Raw genomic sequence first — 22,293 nt, forward strand, 5'->3', positions numbered from 1 at the left:
TTCATAACCGGTTCAGGTAGTCGAGCGCCTCCCGTTTGTGCACCACGTCGCCGTATTTGCTGTCGATGTCGAACAGGTTGGCTTCGTGCGGGCCGGGGTGACGATCGCCGACGCACTCGCGCACCACCATGGCGCGAAAGCCGTGCTGCACCGCGTCCACCGCGCTGGCGCGGATGCAGCCGCTGGTGGAGCAGCCGATCATCAGCAGCGTGTCGATCCCTTGCGCCACCAGCAGCGGCGCCAGCGCGGTGCCGAAGAAGGCGCTGGCGTATTGCTTGCTCAGCACCACCTCATCGGCCAGCGGCGCCACCGGCGGGCAGAACGCCGCCAGCGGGTTGCCCGCCACCATGTCCTTCATCACCGGCGCTTTTTTGACCCACAGGCCGCCATCGGCAAAATGGCCTGCATGATAGCGGATATGGGTGTGGATCACAGGAATTCCCGTGCGGCGCGCACAGGCCAGCAGCTCGCGGCTTTCCTCGACCGCGCTCACCACGCCCGTCGCGAACAGCGGCGCGCCTTCGGTGGTGTAGGCCTGCATGAAGTCGATCGCCAGCAGCGCCGGGCGCCGGCCGAAGCCGAGGCGCTGGCCCCAGACGCCGCGATAATTGTCGCTGAGGGTGTCGTTCATCATGCCTCCTCAATAGGCGCCGGACAGCAGGGCGCCGGCGCCGGGGACGATCGGCTCCAGCTCCAGCGCGGTCAGCATCGCGTAAGTGGTGGCGATGGCGGCGGTGATCACCGGTTTGCCGGTTTGGGCCTCCACCGTCGGAACGGCCGGCAGCGAAGGCATCTGCACGCAGGCGGACAGCACGATAGCATCGACCTCGCGTAAATCCATCTCGGCGACGATCCCCGGCAGCCTGGCCGGATCGTGCCGGCCGACGTCGAGGTTGTCCGGGATCTCCAGCGCGCGCCATACCTTGACCTCAATGCCTTCGTGCTGGATGTAGTCCACCACCAGCTGGGTCAGCGGTTTCATATAGGGCGCCACCAGCGCGATGCGTTTGGCGCCGATCACCTTCAGGCCGTTGACTAGCGCGCCGGCGCTGCTGATAACCGGCGCGGCGGCCTGATTGTCTTTCGTCACCTGCGCCAGCCGGGCCTGCGATTCGCGGTGGTAGCCCAGCCCCATTGCCATGATGGCCACCAGGCAGGCGTAGCCGAGCACGTCGACCCGCGCGTCGGAGAGTTCCAGCGCGCAGCGATCGGACTCGGCGTCCATCGCCGCCAGCTCTTCTTTATTGACGTGTTTCATGCGCATGCGGCTGGAGTGAAAGGTGAAACGCTCCGGGCGTATCAGCTGGCGCGCGCCCAGCATCGCCGGGATCTCGGTTTCCATCGTGGTGTTGGAGCTGGGCACGATCTGGCCGATGCGGTAGTGGTTGCTCATGTCGGTGTTCCTCAGTTAATCCAGAAAATCGCCCAGGGCGCGGAAGAAGCCGTCGAAATCGTCCCACGGGATCATGTGTCCGGCGTTCTCGACCTCGACGATGGCGATCTCCGGCTGCAGCGCGCGGATCTCCGCACGGTCTTCGGGCTGAATGACGCCGCCTTTGCCCGCGACCATCAGCAGCGTCGGCATGGCCAGCAGCGGGTAGTCACGGTGGCTGTCCACCTGATGAAAATCGTCGTAGGCGCGTTGGATCGCCGGCTCGTAGCAGGTATGCAGCCACTCGGCGCGCAGCCGGCGCTGCTCCTCGCTCCAGGTCGGGCAGAAGGCGCGCATCTGCTCGGCGCTCATGCCCGGCAGCGACTGCCGGATAGAGTCGGCGTACCACGGCCATTGGCCGGGATAGGCGCGGCGGCCGGGGCCGGAAACCGGCGGATCGACCAGCACCAGCCGCCGCACGCCGGCGGGCTGCAAAACGGCGGCGCGCAGGGCGAAGCGGGCGCCCATCGAATGGCCGAGCAGGGCGTAACTGGTCAGGTTCAGCGCGGCGGCGAAGGCGTTAACGTCCTGCGCGCATGTCTCTGCGTCATAAGCCAATTCCGGGCCGCTGGATGACAGACCGCGGCCGCGCACGTCGAGTACGTAGACGTCGTATTTTTCTCCCAGCCGCTCGGCGACGAAGCCCCAGGTGATCGCCGGGCTGGTGATGCCGGGGATCAGGATCAGCGCCGGGCCGTGGCCGCCGTAGCGCAGGTAGTGTTGGCGAATGCCATTGGCGTGAGCGTGGGCGCCGTAGAGGAAGGTGCTCATGCGGCGTTCTCCGATTTCAGCGCTTGCGCGTACAGGTCATAGCCGTAGACCCAGGCCGGATCTTCCTGAGTGCGCAGGAAGGTGTTGGCGTTGGACACCGCCTGCACCCTGGAGGCGCGCTCCTTGCGGTTGGCTTCATACAGCTGGAAGGCGGTGCGGTAGTCGCCGAGGCCGGTTTCCTGCAGGCAGCGGGTCAGCATGGCGGCGTCTTCGATCGCCATCGCCGCGCCCTGCGCCATGTGCGGTTTCATCGGATGGCAGGCGTCGCCGAGCAGCACCAGACGGCCTTCGCTCCACAGCGGCAGCGGTTTGCGGTTCAGCAATGGCCATTTGGTGACCTGCTCGCTGGATTCGATCAGCACCTGCACGATCGGGTGGTAGCCGGTGAAGGTCTCGAACATCTCTTCGCGGCTGCTGTCGATGAAGCTGCCCTGGAAATCCCAGGCCGGGTGCGGCACGCCGCTCACGTAGTAATACTCGTCGCGCCGTTGGGTGGTGTAGTAGACCATCAGATGGCGATCCGCCGACCACCACTTCACGCAGTCTTCGAACGTCAGGTTGTATTTCGCCAGCTTCTCGCCGCGGATCAGCGCGCGGTGGGCCACCCAGCCGCTGTAGGTCGGCGCTTCCGCCCCCAGAAGATGTTCGCGGATGCGCGAATTGATGCCGTCGGCACCGATCACGATGTCGGCATGGGCCGAGGTGCCGTCGACGAAGTTCAGCACCACCTCGTCCCCGCGATCTTCAATCTTGCTCAGGCATTTGCCGAAGTGCAGGGTGCCGGGCTGCAGCGCGGAAAGCTGCAACGCCTGGAGATCGCCGCGGTGCACCGTCACATAGGCGGCGCCGTACTCCCGGCGGGCGAAGGCGCCCAGTTCGATGCGCGACAGATAGTCGCCGCTCTCGGCATCGCGGCTGAACCAGAAATCAGGATGAGACGCCATCTGCTCCAGCCGCTGCTCAATGCCGAGCCGGCGGAAAATCTTCAGGACGTTCGGCCCCATGTGAATGCCGGCGCCGAGGCGCGAGAACGCCGGGCTCTGTTCATACAGATCGACGGTAAAGCCGGCTTTTTGCAGCAGCCCGGCGGCGGCGGCGCCCCCCAGCCCGGCGCCGACGACGGCGATGCGTGGTTGTTTGCTCATCATGTTTCCCCTGTCTGTTGACTTTTTTCAGCGTAGGCCCAACGCGTGGCTGGACGATCGATTTATAGTGTATGCACTAGATAACGCAAAGTTGCAAAAGTGTTAAATCAGATCTTGCTCACGCTAATTGACGGCGCATTACTGTTAAACTCATGTTAATCACAGGATTGCAGAGGGATGAAATAGGACTTTCTTATGATGGACAGTCGCGACTTGCTTTCCTTTGCTTTTTTGACTTAGATAAAAACGAGCGTGTTCACTTTAAATTGTTTAAAAAATCACCGCCGCCTTGCGGGCGTCGGACACCCTTGACGAGACAGGAGACAGGCCATGGCGGTCAATGAAACCCAGTTGGTACAGCTGTTCGAGCAGGTGCTTACGCTGTCGAAGGTCGATGCTTCGCAGAGCGTGGCGATTTTGAAAAGCCATTATTCCGATGCGCGCACGGTGCGCGCCGCGACCGACGCGGCGCTGCGGCTGGGCGCCAGGGTGTATGCCGTCGAACTGCCGGCGTTCAACCATCCGCGGGCGATGGGCAACGACATGACCGCCTATTGCGGCGATACCGCGCTGACCGGCAACCTGGCGGCGCAGCGTGCGCTGGAGGCTGCCGATCTGATCGTCGATACCATGATGCTGCTGCATTCGCCGGAGCAGGAGCAGATCCTGAAAACCGGCACCCGCATCCTGCTGGCGGTGGAGCCGCCGGAGGTGCTGGCGCGCATGTTGCCCAACGCGGATGACAAGGCGCGGGTGCTGGCCGCCGCCGCCGTACTGGAGCAGGCGAAGCTGATGCAGGTGACCTCCGCTGCCGGCAGCGATTTCCGCGCGCCGCTCGGGCAATACCCGACGGTGACCGAGTACGGCTATGCCGATGAACCGGGGCGCTGGGATCACTGGCCGAGCGGCTTCCTGTTCACCTGGCCGAATGAGGAGCAGGCGGAAGGGGTGCTGGTGCTGGAGGTCGGCGATATCTTGCTGCCGTTTAAAAGCTACGCGCGCGAACGCATCACGCTGGAGATCGAACAAGGGTTCGTTACCCGCATTCACGGCGGTTTCGAGGCGGAATACCTGCGCGAATACATGAAATACTTTGACGATCCGGAGGTGTACGGCATCTCGCACATCGGCTGGGGCCTGCAGCCGCGCGCCCAGTGGACGGCGATGGGCCTGCACGACAAGAGCGACGGCATGTGCATGGACGCGCGTGCGTTTTACGGCAACTTCCTGTTCTCCACCGGGCCGAATACCGAAGTGGGCGGCACGCGCAAAACGCCTTGCCATATGGACATCGCGCTGCGCCGCTGCGACATCCGCCTCGACGGGCAAACGGTGGTGGCGGACGGGGAAGTGGTGGCGCCGGAGGCCTCGCGCGTGCGCCGGGCTTAATCGTTGCTGCCAACGGCGGGGGTTTGTACTATTCTCGTGGATTCCATAGATGGTGAGAGTAACGCAATGACGCCCCCCGAATACCCGTCAGCCGTGAGCGGCCAACCCGAAAATTATCATTTTACCGAGCAAGTTGGGCACCTGCTGCGCAAGGTTTATCAGCGCCACCTGGCGATTTTCCAGCAAAACGTCGGCGATTCGCAACTGACGGCGGTGCAGTTCATCACCCTGTGCGCGGTGCGCGATATGGGGCCGAGCTCGCTGACCGAGCTGGTGCAGGTGACGGCGGTGGATCAGGCCACCATACGCGGCATCGTCGAGCGGCTGAAGGCGCGCGATCTGATCACGGTGACGCCGGATCCGGTGGATCGGCGCAAGGTGGTGGTCGGCCTGACCGACGCCGGCGCCGTGCTGCTGACGGAAACGGTGCCGCAGGCGGCGAAAATTACAGAGCTGACGTTCGGCACGCTCAACCCGGCCGAACGGATAGCGCTGATATTCCTGCTGAATAAAATGCTGGAAGATCCGCCCACCGGCTGATTCGCCCGCGCAACGTCGGTTGCCTGGTGGTCGGTGGCGAGAGGCCAGCCCATAAGACCATCAAGTGCAGGCGGAGACGCGAACAATGGCGATATCTGAAGTGCAGTCGCCCAGGGAAGGCGCAAAAACCACGCTGACGGAGCATCCGCTGATGCTGTCGGTGAACGGCGAACAGCTTCATGCGCAGGTGATGGCGGATACGCCGCTCTTGCTGGTACTGCGCAACGATCTGGCGCTCAACGGCCCGAAATACGGCTGCGGCCTGGGCGAATGCGGCGCCTGTACCGTGTTGATCGACGGCGTGGCGGCGCGCTCCTGCGTGATCCCGGCGCTCGGCGTGTCCGGCCGGGCGATCGTGACCCTGGAAGGCCTTGGCGATCGCCAGCGCCTGCATCCGGTGCAGCGTGCCTTTATCGAAGAGCAGGCGGCGCAATGCGGCTACTGCCTCAACGGCATGATCATGACCACCAAAGCCCTGTTGGATCGCAATCCCGCCCCGAGCGAGGCGGAGATCCGTCAGGCGCTGTCCGGCAACCTGTGCCGCTGCGGCACCCATCTCGAAATCCTGCGTGCGGTTCAGCGCGCCATCATTCTCTGCCGCGATGAGGACGCCCACGCTCATGACTGATTCCCGTCCCTCATCGCCGAGCCAGGCCGAATTGCTGCAGCGCGACGGCGTGCTGCTGATCGTCGACAGCGTGCAACCGCCTTCGGGGCCGGTGCCCAAAGGGCAAACGCCGGTGCTGAAGCCCAGGGAGCAAGGGCTGTTTATCGCCCTGTGCGGCAGCGGCGAAATCTATGCCTTTAACGGCCATGTCGATCTCGGCACCGGCGTGCGCACCGCGCTCGGCCAGATCGTCGCCGAAGAGCTGTACCTGCGCATGGATCAGGTGCGAATGGTGCTGGGCGATACCGAGCGCGCGCCGAATCAGGGCGCCACCATCGCCAGCGCCACGCTGCAGATCTCCGCCGTGCCGCTGCGCAACGCCGCCGCCGAAGCGCGCCGTTGGCTGTTGCGCCAGGCGGCGCAGCGCTTCGATGCGCCGGTGGAACAGCTGACGCTGGAGGAGGGCGTGATCCGCAGCCCGCAGGGGCAGGCGCTCAGCTACGCCGAGCTGGTGGCCGGCGGTCATGTCGAGCTGTCGATTTCCGGCGACGCGCCGCTGAAACCTCAGACGGAGTATCGCCTGGTGGGCACCAGCGCCGCGCGCGTCGATATTCCGGCCAAGGCGACCGGCGAAACCACCTACGTACACGATATGCGCCTGCCAAACATGCTGCACGGCCGGGTGGTGCGGCCGCCCTATGCCGGTTACGACAGCGGCGAATTTGTCGGCACCAGCCTGCTGGCGGTGGACGAAACCTCGATCGCGCATATTCCCGGCATCGTCAAACTGGTGGTGATCGGCGATTTCATCGGCATTGTCGCCGAGCGCGAAGAGCAGGCGATCAAGGCGGCGCAGGCGCTGCAGGTCAGCTGGAAAGACTGGCGGCGCAATTTGCCGCAGATGACCGACGTGGCGCAGGCGCTGCGCGACAACCCGCATTCGACCCGGGTGGTGCACGATACCGGCGATGTGGACGCGGCGCTGGCGGCGGCCGACAGGCGTTTCACCCGCAGCTACCTGTGGCCGTATCAGCTGCATGCCTCGATTGGCCCTTCCTGCGCGCTGGCGGACTACCGGCCGGAGCGCCTGCAGGTCTGGTCAGGCAGCCAGAACCCGCACCTGCTGCGCGCCGATCTGGCCTGGCTGCTGGAATACCCGGAAGCGCAGATCGAGATCGTGCGCATGGAGGCGGCCGGTTGCTATGGCCGCAATTGCGCCGATGACGTCTGCGCCGACGCGGCGCTGCTGTCGCGCGCGGTGGGCAGGCCGGTGCGGGTGCAGCTGACCCGCGAACAAGAACATGTGTGGGAACCGAAGGGCACGGCGCAGCTGATGGAGGTGGACGGCGGGCTGGACGCCGCCGGGCACCCGGTCGCCTACGACTTTCGCACCTATTACCCTTCCAACGGCGCGCCGACGCTGGCGCTGCTGCTGACCGGTCGGGTCGAGCCGTTGCCGGTGGCCTATGAAATGGGCGACCGCACCTCGGTGCCGCCTTATGAATATCCGGCGCTGCGTGTCAGCATCGAAGACATGGCGCCGATCGTGCGCGCCTCCTGGATGCGTGGCGTTTCCGCCTTGCCGAACACCTTCGCCCACGAATCTTATATCGATGAGCTGGCCCACGCCGCCGGCGTCGATCCGCTGGAATACCGGCTGCGCTATATCCATGACGAACGCGCCAGTGAGCTGATGCGCAGCACCGCAGAGCGCGCCGGCTGGACGCCGCATACCGAACCGATGCAGACCCCGGCGGAAGACGGCGTGCTGCGCGGGCGCGGCTTTGCCTACGCCCGTTACATCCACAGCAAGTTTCCCGGCTTTGGCGCGGCCTGGGCCGCCTGGGTGGCCGACGTGGCGATCGACAAAGCCAGCGGCGAAGTGGCGGTGACGCGCATCGTGGTCGGCCACGACGCGGGCATGATGGTCAACCCGGACGGCGTGCGTCACCAAATTCACGGCAACGTGTTGCAATCGACCAGCCGGGTGTTGAAAGAGCGCGTGACCTTTGAGGAATCGACGGTCTCCGCCAAAGAATGGGGGGCTTACCCGATCCTGACCTTCCCGGAGGTGCCGGAGGTGGACGTGGTGATGATGCCGCGCCCTTACGATCCGCCGCTGGGCGCCGGGGAGTCGGCGTCGGTGCCCAGCGCGGCGGCCATCGCCAACGCGGTGTTCGACGCCACCGGCATTCGTTTTCGCGAGCTGCCGATCACCTCGGATAAGCTGCGAGAGGCGCTGAACGGGCCGGACGCCGAGCGGCAGGCCGCACCGCCCAAGAAAAAGAAGCGCGGCAAATGGTGGTTTGGCGGTGCGGCGGGGCTGTTCGGCGCGGTGCTGGGCATCGCGGGCAGCGCCCTGCCATGGCGGGCGGAGATCGCACCGGTGGCGACGCCCGGCGCCGGCACCTGGTCGGCCGCCACGCTGGAGCGCGGTCGCCAGTTGGCCGCCGCCGGAGACTGCGCGGTTTGCCATACCGCGTCGGAAGGGGCGACCAACGCCGGCGGGCTGGCGATGGCGACGCCGTTCGGCACGCTCTACAGCACCAACATTACCCCGGACGTGGCAACCGGCATCGGCAACTGGTCGTTTACCGCGTTCGATCGGGCGATGCGCCAGGGCATCGCCCGCGACGGCCGCCATCTGTATCCGGCATTTCCCTACACCGCATTCAGTAAAATGACCGACGGCGACATGCAGGCGCTGTACGCTTATCTGATGTCGCAACCGGCGGTGCGCCAGAGCAATCCGGCCAATCAGATGCGCTTCCCGTTTAACCTGCGGCCGCTGATGGCGGGTTGGAACGCGCTGTTCCTGCGCCAGGGGGAATTTCAACCCGATCCGCAACAAAGCGCGCAGTGGAATCGCGGCGCCTATCTGGTCAACGGGCTCGGCCACTGCGCCGCCTGCCATTCGCCGCGCAATCTGCTGGGGGCAGAAAAGGGCGGCGCGGCTTTCCTGGCGGGGGGGATGGTGGACGGGTGGGAAGCGCCGGCGCTGAATCAATTGGCCAATGCGGACAAGCCCTGGACCGAGGAGCAGCTGTTTCAGTACTTCCGCAGCGGGCATTCCGCCGAGCACGGCGTGGCGGCCGGGCCGATGGGGTCGGTGGTCAGCGAACTGGCGACGTTGCCGCAGAGCGATCTGCGGGCGATGGCCAACTATGTGATGTCGCTGAGCACCAAGGCGACGCTGAATGTGGAGCCGCAGGCGCAGTTGGCGGCCCGCGCCTTGCCGGTGGCGGGGCAGCTGGCCGGCGAGCGGTTGTTTCAGGGCGCTTGCCAGGCCTGCCACAGCGCCGCTGCCGGTGGGCCGCAGCTGTTCGGCGTCAGCCCGGATCTGGCCAATAACACCAATATCTTCAGCGATCGCCCCGATAACCTGATCAAAGTGATCCTGCAAGGGATCCCCAAACCGGCCACCGCCGAATTGGGCTTTATGCCGGGCTTTAAGGACAGCTTTTCCGATCGGCAGGTGACGGCGCTGGTGAATTATCTGCGCCAACGCTATGCCGGCGACAAACCGGCCTGGCGCGACGTGGAGGCGCAGGTGGCGCGGCTGCGCGCGGAGCCGGGGAATCATTAACATTGTAAATTGTTACATTGGGTTATTGACTGGCGGCGCTCATTCGGGGATTAATGTTAGCCTGATTTTTACCTTACCTATAAAAAACAGGGAGTTAACATGACATTAACCACGCATAAAATGGAAAGCGGCCTGGCCGTAACAGTTCGTTTACCTGATAACCCGGCCAAGGTTCCGGCGATTATTCTGTGTCACGGCTTCTGCGGCATTCAGGAGCTGTTGCTGCCGGCCTTTGCCGAGGCCTTCGTCAACGCCGGTTTTGCGGCGGTGACGTTTGACTATCGCGGCTTCGGCGCCAGCGAGGGCGAACGCGGGCGGCTGGTACCGGCGCTGCAGATTGAGGATATCCTGGCGGTGAGCCGGTGGGTGCAAACGCAGCCGCAGATCGACAGCGAGCGCATCGGCCTGTGGGGCACGTCGTTTGGCGGCTGCCACGTGTTCGGCGCTGCCGCGGCCGAGCCGGCCATCAAGTGCGTCGTTAGCCAGCTGGCCTTCGCCGACGGGGAAACCATCGTGACGGGGAAAATGGCCGCCGACGAAAAACAGGCGTTCATCGCCACGCTGGACAAAATGGCGGAGAAGAAGCAGGCCACCGGCAAAGAGATGTTTGTCGCCGTCACCCGGGTGTTGAGCGATGACGAGTCGAAAGCGTTCTTCGAGGAGAACAAGGTGCGTTACCCGGCGATGGACATCAAGATCCCGTTCCTGACCGTGCGCGAAACGCTGCGCTATCAGCCGCGTGACAATGCGGCGCGAGTCACATGCCCGGTACTGGTGGTGGTGGCGGGCGGCGATACCGTGAATCCGCCGGAGCAGGGCATCGCGCTGTATGAGGCGGTAGGCAGCGCGAAGAAGGCGCTGCATGTCGAGCAGAATGCGAAGCACTATGACATGTACGCCGGCCCGCATTTCGCCGGCATCATCGGCCGTCAGATCGCCTGGTTCAACGATCACCTGTAATACCGCCTTCCCCCTGGCGCAGGAACGCCACCAGCCGCTGCGCCGGCAGCGGCAGCAGCGCCCATTCGCGCACCACCAGCGACAGGCGCCGGGTCGCCCAATCGTCCGTCAGCGGCAGGGCGCCGTGTCGGATCTGCGGATGGCGTTGGGCACTCTCTTCCGGCACCACCGCCAGCCCGGCGCCGCGCCACACCATGCGGCAGATGGCGTCGAAATTAGCGGCGCGCGCCCGTAGCCGCATCGGGCCGCCGCTGCGTATCGCCAGCCGTTCCAAATGCTGTTGCAGCGCACTCTCTTCCGGCAGGCCGATAAACTCAAAAGACAGGGTGTCTGCGAAGCTGACCGTGCGGCGGCCGCTGAGCGCATGCTCCGGCGGCAGCGCCAGCACCAGACGATCCTGCCGGAAGGGGTAGCTTGCCAGCCCGCGCAGATCGGCGTGATCCGCCACGATGCCGATATCCGCCGCCTGTTCGGCGATCGCCTGCGCGATGACCGGGCTGGGCAGCTCCTCCAGCGCGATGTCGGTGTGCGGGTGCAGCACCAGAAAATCCGCCAGCAGCTCCGGCAGAAAAGCGTCGGCGGCGACGGTATTGGCGACGATGCGCAGCTGGCTGCGCTGGCCCGGCGCGAACTCGGCCATGTCGCCCCGCAGCCGGTCGCGCTGTTGCAGCAGCACGCGCGCGTGCTGCAACAGGCGTTCACCGGCCGGCGTCGCCTGGACGCCGCGCGGATTGCGCGTCAGCAACGCCACGCCGGCCTGTTGCTCCAGCCCGCGCATGCGTGCGCTGGCGGCGGCCAGCGACAGCCCGACGCGCTCGGCGCCGGCGGTGATGCTGCCGGTCTCGAGCACCGCCGCCAACAGTCGCAGATCGATAAAGTCAAAATGCATGCGTTCTTCCTCTGTCTTTGCCGCAGGCAGGCTCTGCCATTGCCGCATTGTGCCGCGCCGCGCCGCCGGTCACAATCGGGCCGTTGATTGCCATAAGGATAGACGCATGTCGCTGACGTTACTCGAGATTATCGCCCTGACGGGCATTTTTACGCTGGCCGGCACGGTCAAGGGGGCGATCGGTTTGGGATTGCCGACGGTGTCGATGGGGCTGCTCAGCCTGATGATGCCGCCGGGGCAGGCCGCCGCGCTGCTGCTGTTGCCTTCACTGGTCACCAATCTGTGGCAGTTGCTGTGCGGGCCGCGGCTGGGGGCGCTGTGCCGCCGGCTCTGGCCGATGATGCTGTGCGTCACGCTGGGCACGTTGCTGAGCGCCGGCGCGCTCACCGCCACCGACGGCCGCCTGGCGCCGCTGGCGCTGGGCGTTTGCCTGATCGGCTATGCGCTGTTGGGATTCACTCGTTTCGACTGGCGCGTTTCCGCCACGGTGGAGCCATGGCTGGGGCCGCTGTGCGGCCTGGTGACCGGTACGCTGACCGGCGCCACCGGCGTATTCGTCATACCGGCGGTGCCCTATCTGAACGCCTTGGGCCTGGCGCGTGACGATCTGGTGCAGGCGCTGGGGCTGTCGTTCACCGTCTCGACGCTGGCGCTAGCCGCCGGATTAGCCTGGCATCAGGCGCTGCCCGGCGCGCTGCTCGGCGGTTCGCTGCTGGTGCTGCTGCCGGCGCTGGGCGGCATGTGGCTGGGCGGGATCGTGCGTCGTCACAGCAGCCCGCTGATTTTTCGCCGCCTTTTCTTTATCGGGTTATTAATCTTGGGAATTGAGATTGTTTGGCGTTCAATTAATTAAATCGATAGCATTTATGTGTAATTAGGTCAGGTATATTATTCTGTATTTTATTCTAATATGATTATTTCCTGCATTGAGAATACACTTTCAGTCATTCTTGTCAAAAAACAGCCCTTGTGGCAGCGGTTACGGAGCCAGTGGTTTCTGGGGGAATGGCAGCTCTACAGGAAATGGGTATGGCGGCAATGGCACTGGACCGAGAGAGGCCAGAGAATCCGGAACCAAACGCTAATTAACCGTTGCAATCCTAGCACAGAAGTAAAATTCTGTGCTTTTATGGGGGATATGATGAGTAAATATGTTGTTTTTATAAAGAGTGATGAGTCAAGGGTGCTGAGAAAGGAAGTGGTTACACGAGAAATAATTAAAGATATGAAGCAAAAGGGGTTCAGAAAGCATCATGTTGAAGTAGACGCTGAGAACGAGAATGATGCCATTAACAAACTAAATAAGAACAGCAATGACTATTTGGACTCATTGAGAAACTTTTCCGGTGATTTATTACTCTGTTCTATTTTTGTCATTGCTATGGTCATGGTTTATTTATTCAGATGAGCCATAATCCAGTTTTGAATCATTCAATTTTTTATACTATACGATTGCCCGCTAAAACCCCAATAAGGCTCAGGCCTGCGGCCCACCTCAAATGGTCTCCTGTATGCCGGAGAGGAGGCCTTCGCCGATTTTGCTCTCCCGTTCTTCATACCCGCCGTGGGCGATGACCCTGCCTTTGCCGTGCGTGAGGTCGCAGCGCTTGCACGCTTTCAACACCCGTTGTTTCACTCGATAGCGGCGTCGCCCTGGCCGTAGAGGCGGCAAAAAAGTGGTGCAGGCAATGAACGGTGATGGGGCCAGGCTATTTTTTCTGCCCGCTCCGGTTTTCAATTTACGGCGCGGCGCATTGCGCGATATTCTGGTTTTCTGATGGGCTAACGGCAGATGAGGGAACCATGACAGACAGCCAGGTGTTTGAACAACAAAGCCTCGACAATCTGCTGAGCTATTGGCGGCGCCATCGCCGCCTGCCGGGCGCGCGCTATCCGGCCGGGCCGACCGACAGCCTGTGCGACGTGCCGGGCGTCAGCGTTGGGCATCACACCCTGACCGACGGCGAATGCCAGACCGGCGTCACCGCCATCGTGCCGCCGGGCGATCTGTTCAACCAGCCGCTGCCGTGCGGCAGCGCGGTGCTCAACGGCTTCGCCAAGCCGCTGGGATTGGTGCAATTGAATGAGCTGGGGGAGTTGCAGACGCCTATTCTGCTGAGCAACACCTTCGCCGTCGGCACGCTGTTCAACGCCATGGTGCGGCGCAGCTGCCTGCGCTACCCACAGATCGGCCGCGGCAGCGCCACCATCAACCCGCTGGTACTGGAGTGCAACGACGGCTACCTCAACGATATTCAGGCGATGGCGGTGCGTGAGGAGCACGTCTTCAGCGCGCTGGATAACCATTCCACCCGCTTTGCGCGCGGCAGCGTCGGTGCCGGGCGCGGCATGAGCAGCTTCGGCCTGAAGGGCGGCATTGGCACAGCCTCGCGCTATTGCCCGGGGTTAGGCACCATGCTCGGCGTGCTGGTGCTGGCCAACTTCGGCACCCTCGACTCGCTGACGCTGAGCGGCGTGCGCGTTGGCCCGGCGCTGGGCAAGCTGTTGGCGGATCCGCCGCCGCAGGTGGACGCCGGCTCGGTCATTATCATCATCGCCTGCGATCGGGCGCTGGACAGTCGCCAGCTGAACCGCATCGCCCGCAGAGCGGGCGCGGGCCTGGGGCGGGTGGGCAGCCATTGGGGACACGGCTCCGGCGATATCGCGCTGGCGTTTTCCACCCGGTTGCTGGGGGCCACGCTGCCGGACGAAAGGCTGGAGCCGCTGTTTGCGGCGGCGGCGGACGCCACCGAATACGCGGTGCTGGATGCGTTGCTGAGCGCCGAAGGCGTCAGCGGCTTCCTGCAGCATGCGCGCGCAGCGCTGGGCCCGCTGCTCGACCGGCTGGCGGCGGCAAATTAAATAACGGGAGTGTGATGTGAAGGTCTTTATCTCTGCGGATATCGAAGGTATTGCCGGCGTGATGCGGCTGGAGCAGTGCAACCCGGCCCACGCCGACTATGCGGCGGCGCGTGAACTGATGGAGCAGGAGGTCAACGCCGCCATCGACGGCGCTTTCGCCGGCGGGGCTACCGAGGTGACGGTGGCCGACAGCCACGCCATGATGCAGAACCTGCGCGCCGATCGCATCGATGGGCGTGCGCGGCTGGTGCAGGGCAAACCGCGCGGGCTGTCGATGGTGGAAGGGCTGCAACACCAACGCTACGACGGCCTGATGTTTATCGGCTACCACAGCGCTGCCGGTGAACATGGCGTGCTGGCGCACACCATCAACGGCCGGGCCTTTTACCGCGTCAGCCTGAACGGCGAAGCGGTGGGCGAAAGCGATCTGTATGCAGCGGCGGCGGCCGAATTGAACGTGCCGCTGTGGCTGGTGAGCGGTGACGACGAGCTGCAACGCTGGATTGCTGAACGTTATCCTCAGTCCGGCTATGTGTGCGTGAAGCGCGCCATCTCGCAAACCGCCGCCGAATCGCTCAGCCCGCAGCGGGCGCGCGCCGAGATCCGTGAACGGGCGATGCAACAGGTGCGCCAGGGCGGGAAGCTGCCGGTGGAACGCCGCTTCATGCCGCCTTATCGGCTGACGTTGATGGCGGCCAAACCGGTGCTGGCGGATCTGTTCAGCCTGGTGCCCGGCGTGCAGCGCCAGGACGCGCTGACCGTGGCCTTCGACAGCGACAACATGGCGGCGCAAATCAACCTGCTCAGCGTCTTCTCCTATCTGGCGACGACGCAGAACTGAGGGATAACGCCGTTACAGGCGCTCGCGGTTGGCGAGCTGAAGGGTGAGGTTTTCAATGCGCTCGGCCATCTGCTTCGTCAGGGCGGTTAATTCCGTATTTTGCTTCAGCAGCTCGAGCAGCTGTTCGGACTGCCGTTCGGCCAGGGTTTGCCGCTGTGCCATCGCCTCATCCAGATCTTCCCGGTGCCGGGCATCGGCCAAGGCATGCGCCTGGTCGCGCTCGGCCTGGCGGGTTTGCGCCAGCAGGATCAATGGCGCGGCGTAGGCGGCCTGCAGACTGAACGCCAGATTCAGCAGAATGAAGGGGTAAGGGTCAAATTTGGTGAAGCCGGCGAGGTTGAGATAGATCCACACGCCGACCACCACCGTTTGTCCCACCAAAAAAGTCGGCGTGCCGAAGAAGCGGGCGAACGCTTCGGCTTTCAGGGCAAACCATTGATCGCCAAAGGTATGGCTTAACCCTTGCAGCGGCCGATACAGACGAAATTTCTTGTGTTCCGACATAGCGGTAAGGCTCATAGAGATTGGAAGTGTTTCATTTATAGCACAAATGCATTTAAAGACGCGCCCAGCGGCCGCCTGGCGCCGATGGCCCGCAGCGCACGATTCCTCAACGAAAAATCCCTTATCAAGATTAGGCCTGCTGGATAATAGGCTACGCTAATTATTGCTCTGTTGCGCTATATCACCTGACGGGCGCGACAAGCCATTCCATAACAAGATTTGTTTCGCCGAAGGCAGTGACGCCTTCGGCTTTTTTGGAGTCATGAGCAATGAGCATATCCCAAGTTCCGCTTTCGCGGCGGCGGTTTATCGTCGGCGCCGGGGCGTTGGTGATCGGCGCCTATCTGCCGTCCACCGGCGCGCTGGCGCGTTCGGCTGCCCCGGCCGCCTCCGGCGCGGCGACGTTTGACGCCAACGCCTTCGTTCAGATCGGCGCCGACGGCGTCGTCACCGTGATCAGTAAACACACCGAAGTGGGCCAGGGGGTCTATACCGGCATGGCGACGCTGGTCGCCGAAGAGCTCGATGCCGATTGGGCGCAGGTACGGGTCGTCGCCGCGCCGGTGGACACCAATATCTACAAAAACCTGACCTTCGGATTCCAGGGCACCGGCGGTTCCAGCTCGGTGGCCAATGCCTATGAGCAGATGCGGCGCATGGGCGCCATGGCGCGTGCGCTGCTGGTGCAGGCCGCCGCACAGAGTTGGAAAACCTCGGCGCAGGAAATTACCGTGCAGGCGGGCAAGATCCGCCATGCCGCCAGCGGGCGCGAGGCGGGCTTCGGCGAATTCGCCGCGCTGGCCGCCACGCTGCCGCCGCCCGATCCCGCCAGCCTGACGCTGAAGGATCCGGCCAATTTCACCCTGATCGGCAAAACGCGTGGCCTGCACCGCGTCGATTCGCTGGCGAAAACCAACGGCAGCGCGCAGTTCTCGCAGGATATCCATGAGCCGGACATGTTGACCGTCACCATCAAGAAGCCGCCGCGCTTCGGCGGCAAGGTGGCGACCTTCGACGCCGAACGAGCGCTGGCGGTGCCGGGGGGGGTGGCGGTGAAGCAAATCGCTACCGGCGTGGCGGTTTACGCCAAAAACACCTGGGCGGCGATCCAGGGGCGGGAGCGGCTGAAGGTGACGTGGGACGACGCGCAGGCCGAACGGCGCAACACCGAGGAGATCTACGCCGAATTTCGCCAGGTGGCGCAGAAAACCGGCGTGGTGGCGAAGAGTTCCGGTAAGCCGGACGAGGTGTTCGACAAGGCCGACAAGGTGATCGAGGCCGAATACACCTTCCCCTATGTCGCCCACGCGCCGATGGAGCCGCTGGACGGCTATCTGTTCTGGGACGGCGAGAGCGTCAAGGCGCGCTACGGCTGCCAAATCCAAACCCTCGATCACAAGCAGCTGTGCGATCTGTTCGAGTTGCCGCCGGACAAGGTGCAGATTGAAACCATTCTGGCGGGCGGCAGCTTCGGCCGGCGCATCGATTTAGGCAACCCGACGCTGGGGCCGGATCTGGCGGCCGACATGGCGGCGGCGGCCAAGGGCATCGGCCCCGGCCACGGCGTGAAGGTGGTATGGACGCGCGAGGACGACATTCGCAACGGCTGGTATCGCCCGATGATCCTGCACCGCCTGCGCGGGGCCATCCGCGGCGGCAAGGTGGTGGGCTGGACCGATACCGTGGTCGGCCATTCCTGGACGCGCCACAGCGCGATGGATGCGCTGGTGGTCAACGGCCTCGATCAGATGATGGTCGAGGGCGCCAGTGAGGTGTCATACACCTTCGAAGCCTTCCGCTGCGATGCGCACATCGTGCCGGGCAAGGTGCCGACCACCTCGCTGCGGTCGGTGGCCAGCACCCACACCGGCCACGCGGTGGAGAGCTTTATCGATCAGCTGTTGCAGGAAACCGGGCAGGATCCGGTCGAAGGGCGGCTGGCGCTGATGGGCGATGCGCCGCGTGCGGCGGGCGTGCTGCGCGCGGTAGCGAAAGCCGCTGACTGGCAGGGCGCGAAAGTGGTGGACGGACGCGCGCGCGGCGTGGGCGTCGCCAAGGCGTTCGATACCTATGTGGCGCAGGTGGCCGAGGTCTCGATCGGCGAAGGCGGCATCCCGAAAGTGCACAAGGTGTGGTGCGCGGTGGACTGCGGCGTGGCGGTGAACCCCGACGTGATCCGCGCGCAGATCGAGGGCGGCATCGGCTACGGCCTGAGCATGGCGCTGTACGGCAATATCACGCTGAAAGATGGCGTGGTCGAACAGTCCAATTTCAATAACTTCCGCCCGCTGCGCATCGATGAGATGCCGGAGATCGAGGTGATCATCGTGCCCTCGAGCGAGAAACCGACCGGCGTGGGCGAGCTGGGGGTGCCGACCATCGCCCCGGCGGTCGGCAACGCGCTGGCGCTGCTCGGGCGGCCGCGCACCTCGCTGAGCCTGCCGCTGCATAATCCTACCGCGAACCCGGCGTCTGACAAGGAGAGAACCTGATGATTCAATTAACCGTAAACGAGCAGCCGCTGACCTTCGAGGGCGATCCGCACATGCCGCTGTTGTGGTTTTTGCGTGACGAAGCCGGCCTGACCGGCACCAAGTTCGGCTGCGGCATCGCCATGTGCGGCGCCTGTACCGTGCATCTGGACGGTGTGCCGGTACGATCGTGCATGACGCCGGTCTCCGCCGCCGTCGGCAAAAAAATCACCACCATCGAAGCCGTGGGCGCCACGCCGGAAGGCAAGGCGGTGCAGGAAGCTTGGCTTGATCTGGATGTGGTGCAGTGCGGCTACTGCCAGTCCGGCCAGATCATGAGCGCCACCGCGCTGCTGGCGCAAAGCAAGGATCCGAGCGATGCGGACATCGACGCGGCGATGGGCGGCAACGTCTGCCGCTGCGCCACCTATGTGCGCATTCGCGCCGCCATCCACCAGGCCGCCAAGGCGTTGGGTTAGGGAGAGATGCGATGAGCAATGCCTTGAAAGGGCTGTTATGGCTGATTATCGCCGTGGTGGTGTTGGCGGGAGGATACGCGCTGTACACGCTGCTGCGGCCCACCGGCGCGGAGCCTGCGGCGCCGATCGCCGGGGCGCCGGCCGGCATCACCGATAAACTGGCGCGCGGCGAGTACCTGGCGCGCGCCGCCGACTGCGTGGCGTGCCACACCGCGCCGGGCGGCACGCCGTATGCGGGCGGCTTCGCCTTCAAACTGCCGTTCGGCACCATTTACGGCACCAACATCACCGCCGACAAGGAGACCGGCATCGGCAACTGGAGCGACGATCGGTTCGTGCGCGCGGTGCGTGAGGGCATCGGCCCGCAGGGCAACCTGTATCCGGCGATGCCGTACACCTCGTACACCGAACTGAGCCGCGACGACGTGCTGGCGATCAAGGATTATCTGTTCAGCCTGCCGCCGGTGAAGCAGGCCAACCCGCAAAACGATTTGTCGTTCCCGTTCAACCAGCGTTGGGGCATGAAATTCTGGAACCTGGCGTTCTTCCATGAGCAGCGCTTTGCGCCGGATCTCAACAAGGACGAGCAGTGGAACCGCGGCGCCTATCTGGCGACGGCGCTCGGCCACTGCGGCGAGTGCCATACGCCGCGCAATCTGGGGTTCGGCCTCAACCAGAGCAAGCACCTGAGCGGTGAAGTGGTGCAGGGCTGGTTCGCCGCCAACATCACGCCGGATAAGCAGACCGGCATCGGCGGCTGGAGCGACCAGCAGCTGTCGCAATATCTGGCCACCGGCCATGCCCCGGGGCGCAGCAGCGCCGCCGGCCCGATGGCGGAAGCGGTAGAAAACAGCCTGCAGTTCCTGACGCCGGAAGACAATCTGGCGCTGGTGAAATACCTGCGCGATATCGAACCGATCGCCGGCGACGGCGCGGCGGCGGTGAACCTGCAGCCGAAGGGCGCGGGGGCCTCCACGCCGATCCTGCCGGGCGGGCAAGACAGTTCGCTCGGGCGCCGGGTATTTGCCAACGACTGCAGCGGCTGCCACCAGTGGAACGGGCCGGGCCGCCAGAGCGAGTACGCGTCGCTGGTAGGCAGCACGGCGGTGAACGATCCGCAGGGGCGCAGCGTGGTGCAGGCCATCCTGAAGGGGACGAGCATCAGCATCGGCGATCGGCATGAAATGATGCCGGCGTTCGGCAGCGCCTATTCCGACGAGGAAGTGGCGGCGGTCGCCAACTTCGTGGTCGGCCACTTCGGCGATAAGCAGGGCAACGTCACCGCCAAACAGGTGGCGGAGCAGCGCAAGCAGTAGCGCATCGCGGCCGCCACGGCGGCGTGCAGGTTAAAGGCGGCGATATCGCGGATATTGCCGCTTTTTTTATTGCCGGCATGCCGGCGGCAGTGTGACGCTCAATCAAAAATCAGAGGGGGGACCGTGATAAAAATCGTAACGTTGTTAACCAATCAAAACTACCTGGCCTGTCTTGTAGCAGCATTACTCTTCATCGTTACGGCCGATACCAACCATCTGCGTGATAGCATTAACTATGGGCTGCAGACCGTCTTTGATGCTGAAGGATAACAGTAAACAAACCCACCGATGAGGTGGTTTTTTTGCTTTCTAGGGGGTGCTTTACCCAGCAAGTGAGATTCGTTATCATTTGCCTGGTTGATTGTTACTATAAGGATGTAGAAATGCAAAAGTCACTATTGGTTGCCCTGGGGGTGATAGTTCTATCAGGATGTGCAGGCCAGAACGATGATTATCAATTGAATAGCAAACAATCGTCTGCTCAGAAAGACAGCAAAGAGTGGAAGGAGTTTGTTGCTCCTCTGTCTACCAAAACGCAATCACCACAAGACAGACTGATGAAGCGTGCTGAGAGAAACTACTAACAGAGAAAAGCCCATTGGAGTGGGATTTTTGCTTTCTGGCATTAGTGTTTTTTTAATGGTATATCACTCCCAAAATTCGCTATGAACTCAGGGTTAAAAGCTATCGCGAGCACGACTGCTGCCAGAACCAGTATCAACATTTTCTTTTGCATAGTGACCTCATAGCTATTTAGCCAGAAGCCATGTTGTCACGCTGACCACACTTGATTCCAGGGAAAAGCCCGACAAATCGCGGGCGAAAACCGCTTTTCGTTGCCTACTTCATGCTCTCTGTTACCATGTAACGACTTGTTACTTGTCTATGGGAAAAGGACGAAATGCTTAAGTTGATTGGTGGGCTGCTGATTTTAGTTGGTGCAATTACTGTTGGTTACGCTATCGGCATGGAAGTTACTGTTGGCTACGTTGATAAGGTTTACAACAGTGGGCTGATGGCAAACCGAGAGATTTACACAATTGCAGGTAGTGCAACGGCTATTATCGGCACCTTAGTTGCTATGACTGGGGTGATTGCTGAGTTTTTGGAAAAAAGAGAAAACGAAAAGTTAGACATCTTGAAAAATATCAAGAATGGCTTAGCTGACCACCTAGAGAAATAATCTCTCTCGAAAAAATTATTTATAACCTCGCTTCGGCGGGGTTTTTTTATGCCCGGAGAACACTAAATGTCAGAACAAAACGGCGGCAGCCTCGTCTATCAGGTCGATATCGACACTGCAAAAATGATCACCGGGAGCCGTAGGGCATCTGTTGTTCTTGAGGAGATGGAAAAACAGTCAGGAAAGGCAGAGGCCAGCTTATCAAAACTCGAGCGCCAGGCTGGTTCTACAGGCTTAACTCTTGGCACTCTGCCACGTGTCGCTAAAGCTGAGCAGATGACCACCGGCGGCAGTGCGCAATATTGGGTGGGCAAGGCGGGGTTAGCCCTGGCTTAATTGATTGAAAAGATAGTCAAAGACCACGCGCACGCGCGCCGGGCAGGCGTGCTGATGCGTATGATAGAGGTTGACCGGCCAGGGCGGCGGGGCGTCGCCCGGCAGAACGGCTACCAGCTCACCCGCAGCGAGGTGTTTTTCAACCAAATACCCGGCCAGTTGGCCAAAGCCTAAACCGGCGAGCACCGCTTTACGCTCTATATCGGGCGTGTCGGTGACGAAGGCGGCGGACTTCGGGTAGAGATAACGTTTTTGGCTAAATTCCCAGGGCCAGTAGCGCCCGGTCTTGCGGTTCACCAGCGCGACAATCGGCAGATGGGCGAGTTGGTCTACCTGCTCCGGCGGCGGCAGGCGATCGAGCAGCGTCGGCGAGGCAACCAGATGGAAAGGCATGGTTCTGGGCTGGCGAACGATACAGGTTTGGTCGTGCAGAAAGCCGATGCGAATGCCGATATCAATTCTTTCTTCGACCAGATCGCTGTGGATATTCGACAGGTGGAACTCGATCGTAATCGCAGGATACTGGCGCGCGAATTCCGCCAGTATCGGCATGACGACCTCGCTGCCATAGGTATGCGGCGCCGTAAGGCGCACCACGCCGCCGAGATCTTCCGCCGCTTTCCCCTGCGGCTGAAACAGCCTGTTCAACTGATCCATCGCCGTTTTGGCCTGCTCAAGAAAGCCGAGGCCGAAATCCGTGATTCTCACGCTGCGGGTATTGCGGTGGAACAGCTGCTCACCGAGCACCGACTCGAGCTCTTTGATGGCTCGGGTGACTTTTTGCGGGGAAATGCCGAGCCTGGTGGCCGTGTGTTTAAAGTTCATCTCCTCGGCGGCGGCGCAGAAAATGCGCAAGGCTTCTTGTCTGTTTTGCACGTTGACCTCTTTGTTCCAAAAAATGGAATTCTCAAAGCATAACACTTCCATTTACCGGGCGGAAACGGCGGATAAAGTATTCGCACTGGCCCTAACAAGAGGAACG

At 62.8% G+C, this 22,293-nt stretch carries 23 protein-coding genes; 16 read left to right on the forward strand and 7 right to left on the reverse strand.

Features of this window, described 5'->3' with window-relative positions; all coding sequences use genetic code 11:
* Position 1 precedes the first annotated feature (1 nt).
* The 4 genes from V8N38_RS11730 to V8N38_RS11745 form a co-directional block, all read right to left on the reverse strand.
* Entirely contained in the window at positions 2-631 is a 630-nt protein-coding gene (locus V8N38_RS11730) for an N-carbamoylsarcosine amidohydrolase (protein ID WP_147840050.1), read from the reverse strand.
* 9 nt (positions 632-640) lie between these two features.
* A complete protein-coding gene (locus V8N38_RS11735; RefSeq protein WP_170310522.1) occupies positions 641-1,342 on the reverse strand; it encodes an Asp/Glu racemase in 702 nt (233 codons plus the stop codon).
* 66 nt (positions 1,343-1,408) lie between these two features.
* On the reverse strand, positions 1,409-2,203 hold the full coding sequence (locus V8N38_RS11740; RefSeq protein WP_147840006.1) for an alpha/beta hydrolase: 795 nt from the start codon (positions 2,201-2,203) through the stop codon (positions 1,409-1,411).
* On the reverse strand, positions 2,200-3,351 hold the full coding sequence (locus V8N38_RS11745; RefSeq protein ID WP_147840005.1) for an FAD-dependent monooxygenase: 1,152 nt from the start codon (positions 3,349-3,351) through the stop codon (positions 2,200-2,202). Before V8N38_RS11745 ends, V8N38_RS11740 begins: the two co-directional genes overlap by 4 nt.
* 327 nt (positions 3,352-3,678) lie before the next feature.
* Between V8N38_RS11745 and V8N38_RS11750 the strand changes: the two genes are divergently transcribed.
* The 5 genes from V8N38_RS11750 (at position 3,679) to uilS (ending at position 10,430) form a co-directional block, all read left to right on the forward strand.
* Positions 3,679-4,737: a 2,5-dihydroxypyridine 5,6-dioxygenase gene (locus tag V8N38_RS11750; protein WP_147840004.1), complete on the forward strand. Its 1,059-nt coding sequence runs from the start codon at positions 3,679-3,681 to the stop codon at positions 4,735-4,737.
* A 66-nt stretch (positions 4,738-4,803) separates the two neighbouring features.
* The gene (locus V8N38_RS11755) at positions 4,804-5,277 is read left to right on the forward strand and encodes a MarR family winged helix-turn-helix transcriptional regulator (protein ID WP_033634451.1); all 474 of its coding nucleotides are present in this window, start codon (positions 4,804-4,806) and stop codon (positions 5,275-5,277) included.
* Between the two features lie 85 nt (positions 5,278-5,362).
* A complete protein-coding gene (locus V8N38_RS11760) occupies positions 5,363-5,905 on the forward strand; it encodes a (2Fe-2S)-binding protein (protein WP_047575905.1) in 543 nt (180 codons plus the stop codon).
* Positions 5,898-9,470: a molybdopterin cofactor-binding domain-containing protein gene (locus V8N38_RS11765; protein ID WP_147840003.1), complete on the forward strand. Its 3,573-nt coding sequence runs from the start codon at positions 5,898-5,900 to the stop codon at positions 9,468-9,470. The genes V8N38_RS11760 and V8N38_RS11765 overlap by 8 nt, the downstream gene beginning before the upstream one ends.
* A gap of 99 nt (positions 9,471-9,569) precedes the next feature.
* On the forward strand, positions 9,570-10,430 hold the full coding sequence (uilS, locus tag V8N38_RS11770; RefSeq protein ID WP_060419068.1) for a UilS family quorum-quenching N-acyl-homoserine lactonase: 861 nt from the start codon (positions 9,570-9,572) through the stop codon (positions 10,428-10,430).
* Here uilS and V8N38_RS11775 read toward each other — a convergent pair.
* Positions 10,414-11,319 carry a LysR family transcriptional regulator gene (locus tag V8N38_RS11775; RefSeq protein ID WP_100396367.1) on the reverse strand — a complete coding sequence of 302 codons (906 nt, stop codon included), beginning with the start codon at positions 11,317-11,319 and terminating at the stop codon, positions 10,414-10,416. The two genes, uilS and V8N38_RS11775, sit on opposite strands and share 17 nt — an antisense overlap.
* Positions 11,320-11,425: 106 nt before the next feature.
* Between V8N38_RS11775 and V8N38_RS11780 the strand changes: the two genes are divergently transcribed.
* The 4 genes from V8N38_RS11780 to V8N38_RS11795 all read left to right on the forward strand — a co-directional run bounded on the left by V8N38_RS11780 (position 11,426) and on the right by V8N38_RS11795 (position 15,022).
* Complete coding sequence (locus V8N38_RS11780) at positions 11,426-12,172, forward strand: sulfite exporter TauE/SafE family protein (RefSeq protein WP_147840002.1); 747 nt, start codon at positions 11,426-11,428, stop codon at positions 12,170-12,172.
* Positions 12,173-12,460: 288 nt separating this feature from the next.
* On the forward strand, positions 12,461-12,727 hold the full coding sequence (locus tag V8N38_RS11785) for a hypothetical protein (protein ID WP_049199419.1): 267 nt from the start codon (positions 12,461-12,463) through the stop codon (positions 12,725-12,727).
* A 395-nt stretch (positions 12,728-13,122) separates the two neighbouring features.
* Entirely contained in the window at positions 13,123-14,181 is a 1,059-nt protein-coding gene (locus V8N38_RS11790; protein WP_147840001.1) for a P1 family peptidase, read from the forward strand.
* A gap of 16 nt (positions 14,182-14,197) precedes the next feature.
* On the forward strand, positions 14,198-15,022 hold the full coding sequence (locus V8N38_RS11795; protein WP_147840000.1) for a M55 family metallopeptidase: 825 nt from the start codon (positions 14,198-14,200) through the stop codon (positions 15,020-15,022).
* A gap of 12 nt (positions 15,023-15,034) precedes the next feature.
* Here the strand turns inward: V8N38_RS11795 and V8N38_RS11800 are convergent, their stop codons facing one another.
* A complete protein-coding gene (locus V8N38_RS11800; RefSeq protein WP_171555241.1) occupies positions 15,035-15,526 on the reverse strand; it encodes a DUF1003 domain-containing protein in 492 nt (163 codons plus the stop codon).
* Positions 15,527-15,795: 269 nt separating this feature from the next.
* Here V8N38_RS11800 and V8N38_RS11805 point away from each other — a divergent pair, with 269 nt between their 5' ends.
* From V8N38_RS11805 to V8N38_RS11835, 7 genes are all read left to right on the forward strand, one after another.
* Entirely contained in the window at positions 15,796-18,018 is a 2,223-nt protein-coding gene (locus V8N38_RS11805) for a xanthine dehydrogenase family protein molybdopterin-binding subunit (protein WP_147839999.1), read from the forward strand.
* Positions 18,018-18,476 carry a (2Fe-2S)-binding protein gene (locus V8N38_RS11810; protein WP_060419049.1) on the forward strand — a complete coding sequence of 153 codons (459 nt, stop codon included), beginning with the start codon at positions 18,018-18,020 and terminating at the stop codon, positions 18,474-18,476. Before V8N38_RS11805 ends, V8N38_RS11810 begins: the two co-directional genes overlap by 1 nt.
* A gap of 11 nt (positions 18,477-18,487) precedes the next feature.
* The gene (locus tag V8N38_RS11815) at positions 18,488-19,792 is read left to right on the forward strand and encodes a cytochrome c (protein WP_147839998.1); all 1,305 of its coding nucleotides are present in this window, start codon (positions 18,488-18,490) and stop codon (positions 19,790-19,792) included.
* 123 nt (positions 19,793-19,915) lie between these two features.
* Positions 19,916-20,062, forward strand: a complete 147-nt coding sequence (locus tag V8N38_RS11820; RefSeq protein ID WP_180548572.1) for a hypothetical protein — start codon at positions 19,916-19,918, stop codon at positions 20,060-20,062.
* A gap of 113 nt (positions 20,063-20,175) precedes the next feature.
* Entirely contained in the window at positions 20,176-20,376 is a 201-nt protein-coding gene (locus tag V8N38_RS11825; protein ID WP_089185938.1) for a lipoprotein, read from the forward strand.
* A 317-nt stretch (positions 20,377-20,693) separates the two neighbouring features.
* Positions 20,694-20,975 (forward strand): hypothetical protein, encoded by a 282-nt coding sequence (locus V8N38_RS11830; RefSeq protein ID WP_060419045.1) that lies wholly within the window; start codon positions 20,694-20,696, stop codon positions 20,973-20,975.
* 66 nt (positions 20,976-21,041) lie between these two features.
* The gene (locus V8N38_RS11835) at positions 21,042-21,311 is read left to right on the forward strand and encodes a hypothetical protein (protein WP_147839997.1); all 270 of its coding nucleotides are present in this window, start codon (positions 21,042-21,044) and stop codon (positions 21,309-21,311) included.
* Here V8N38_RS11835 and V8N38_RS11840 read toward each other — a convergent pair.
* Complete coding sequence (locus V8N38_RS11840; protein WP_072271043.1) at positions 21,297-22,187, reverse strand: LysR family transcriptional regulator; 891 nt, start codon at positions 22,185-22,187, stop codon at positions 21,297-21,299. The genes V8N38_RS11835 and V8N38_RS11840 overlap by 15 nt on opposite strands.
* Between the last annotated feature and the right edge of the window lie 106 nt (positions 22,188-22,293).

Origin of the sequence: Serratia nevei (assembly GCF_037948395.1) — a bacterium.
Taxonomy (GTDB): Bacteria; Pseudomonadota; Gammaproteobacteria; order Enterobacterales; family Enterobacteriaceae; genus Serratia; species Serratia nevei.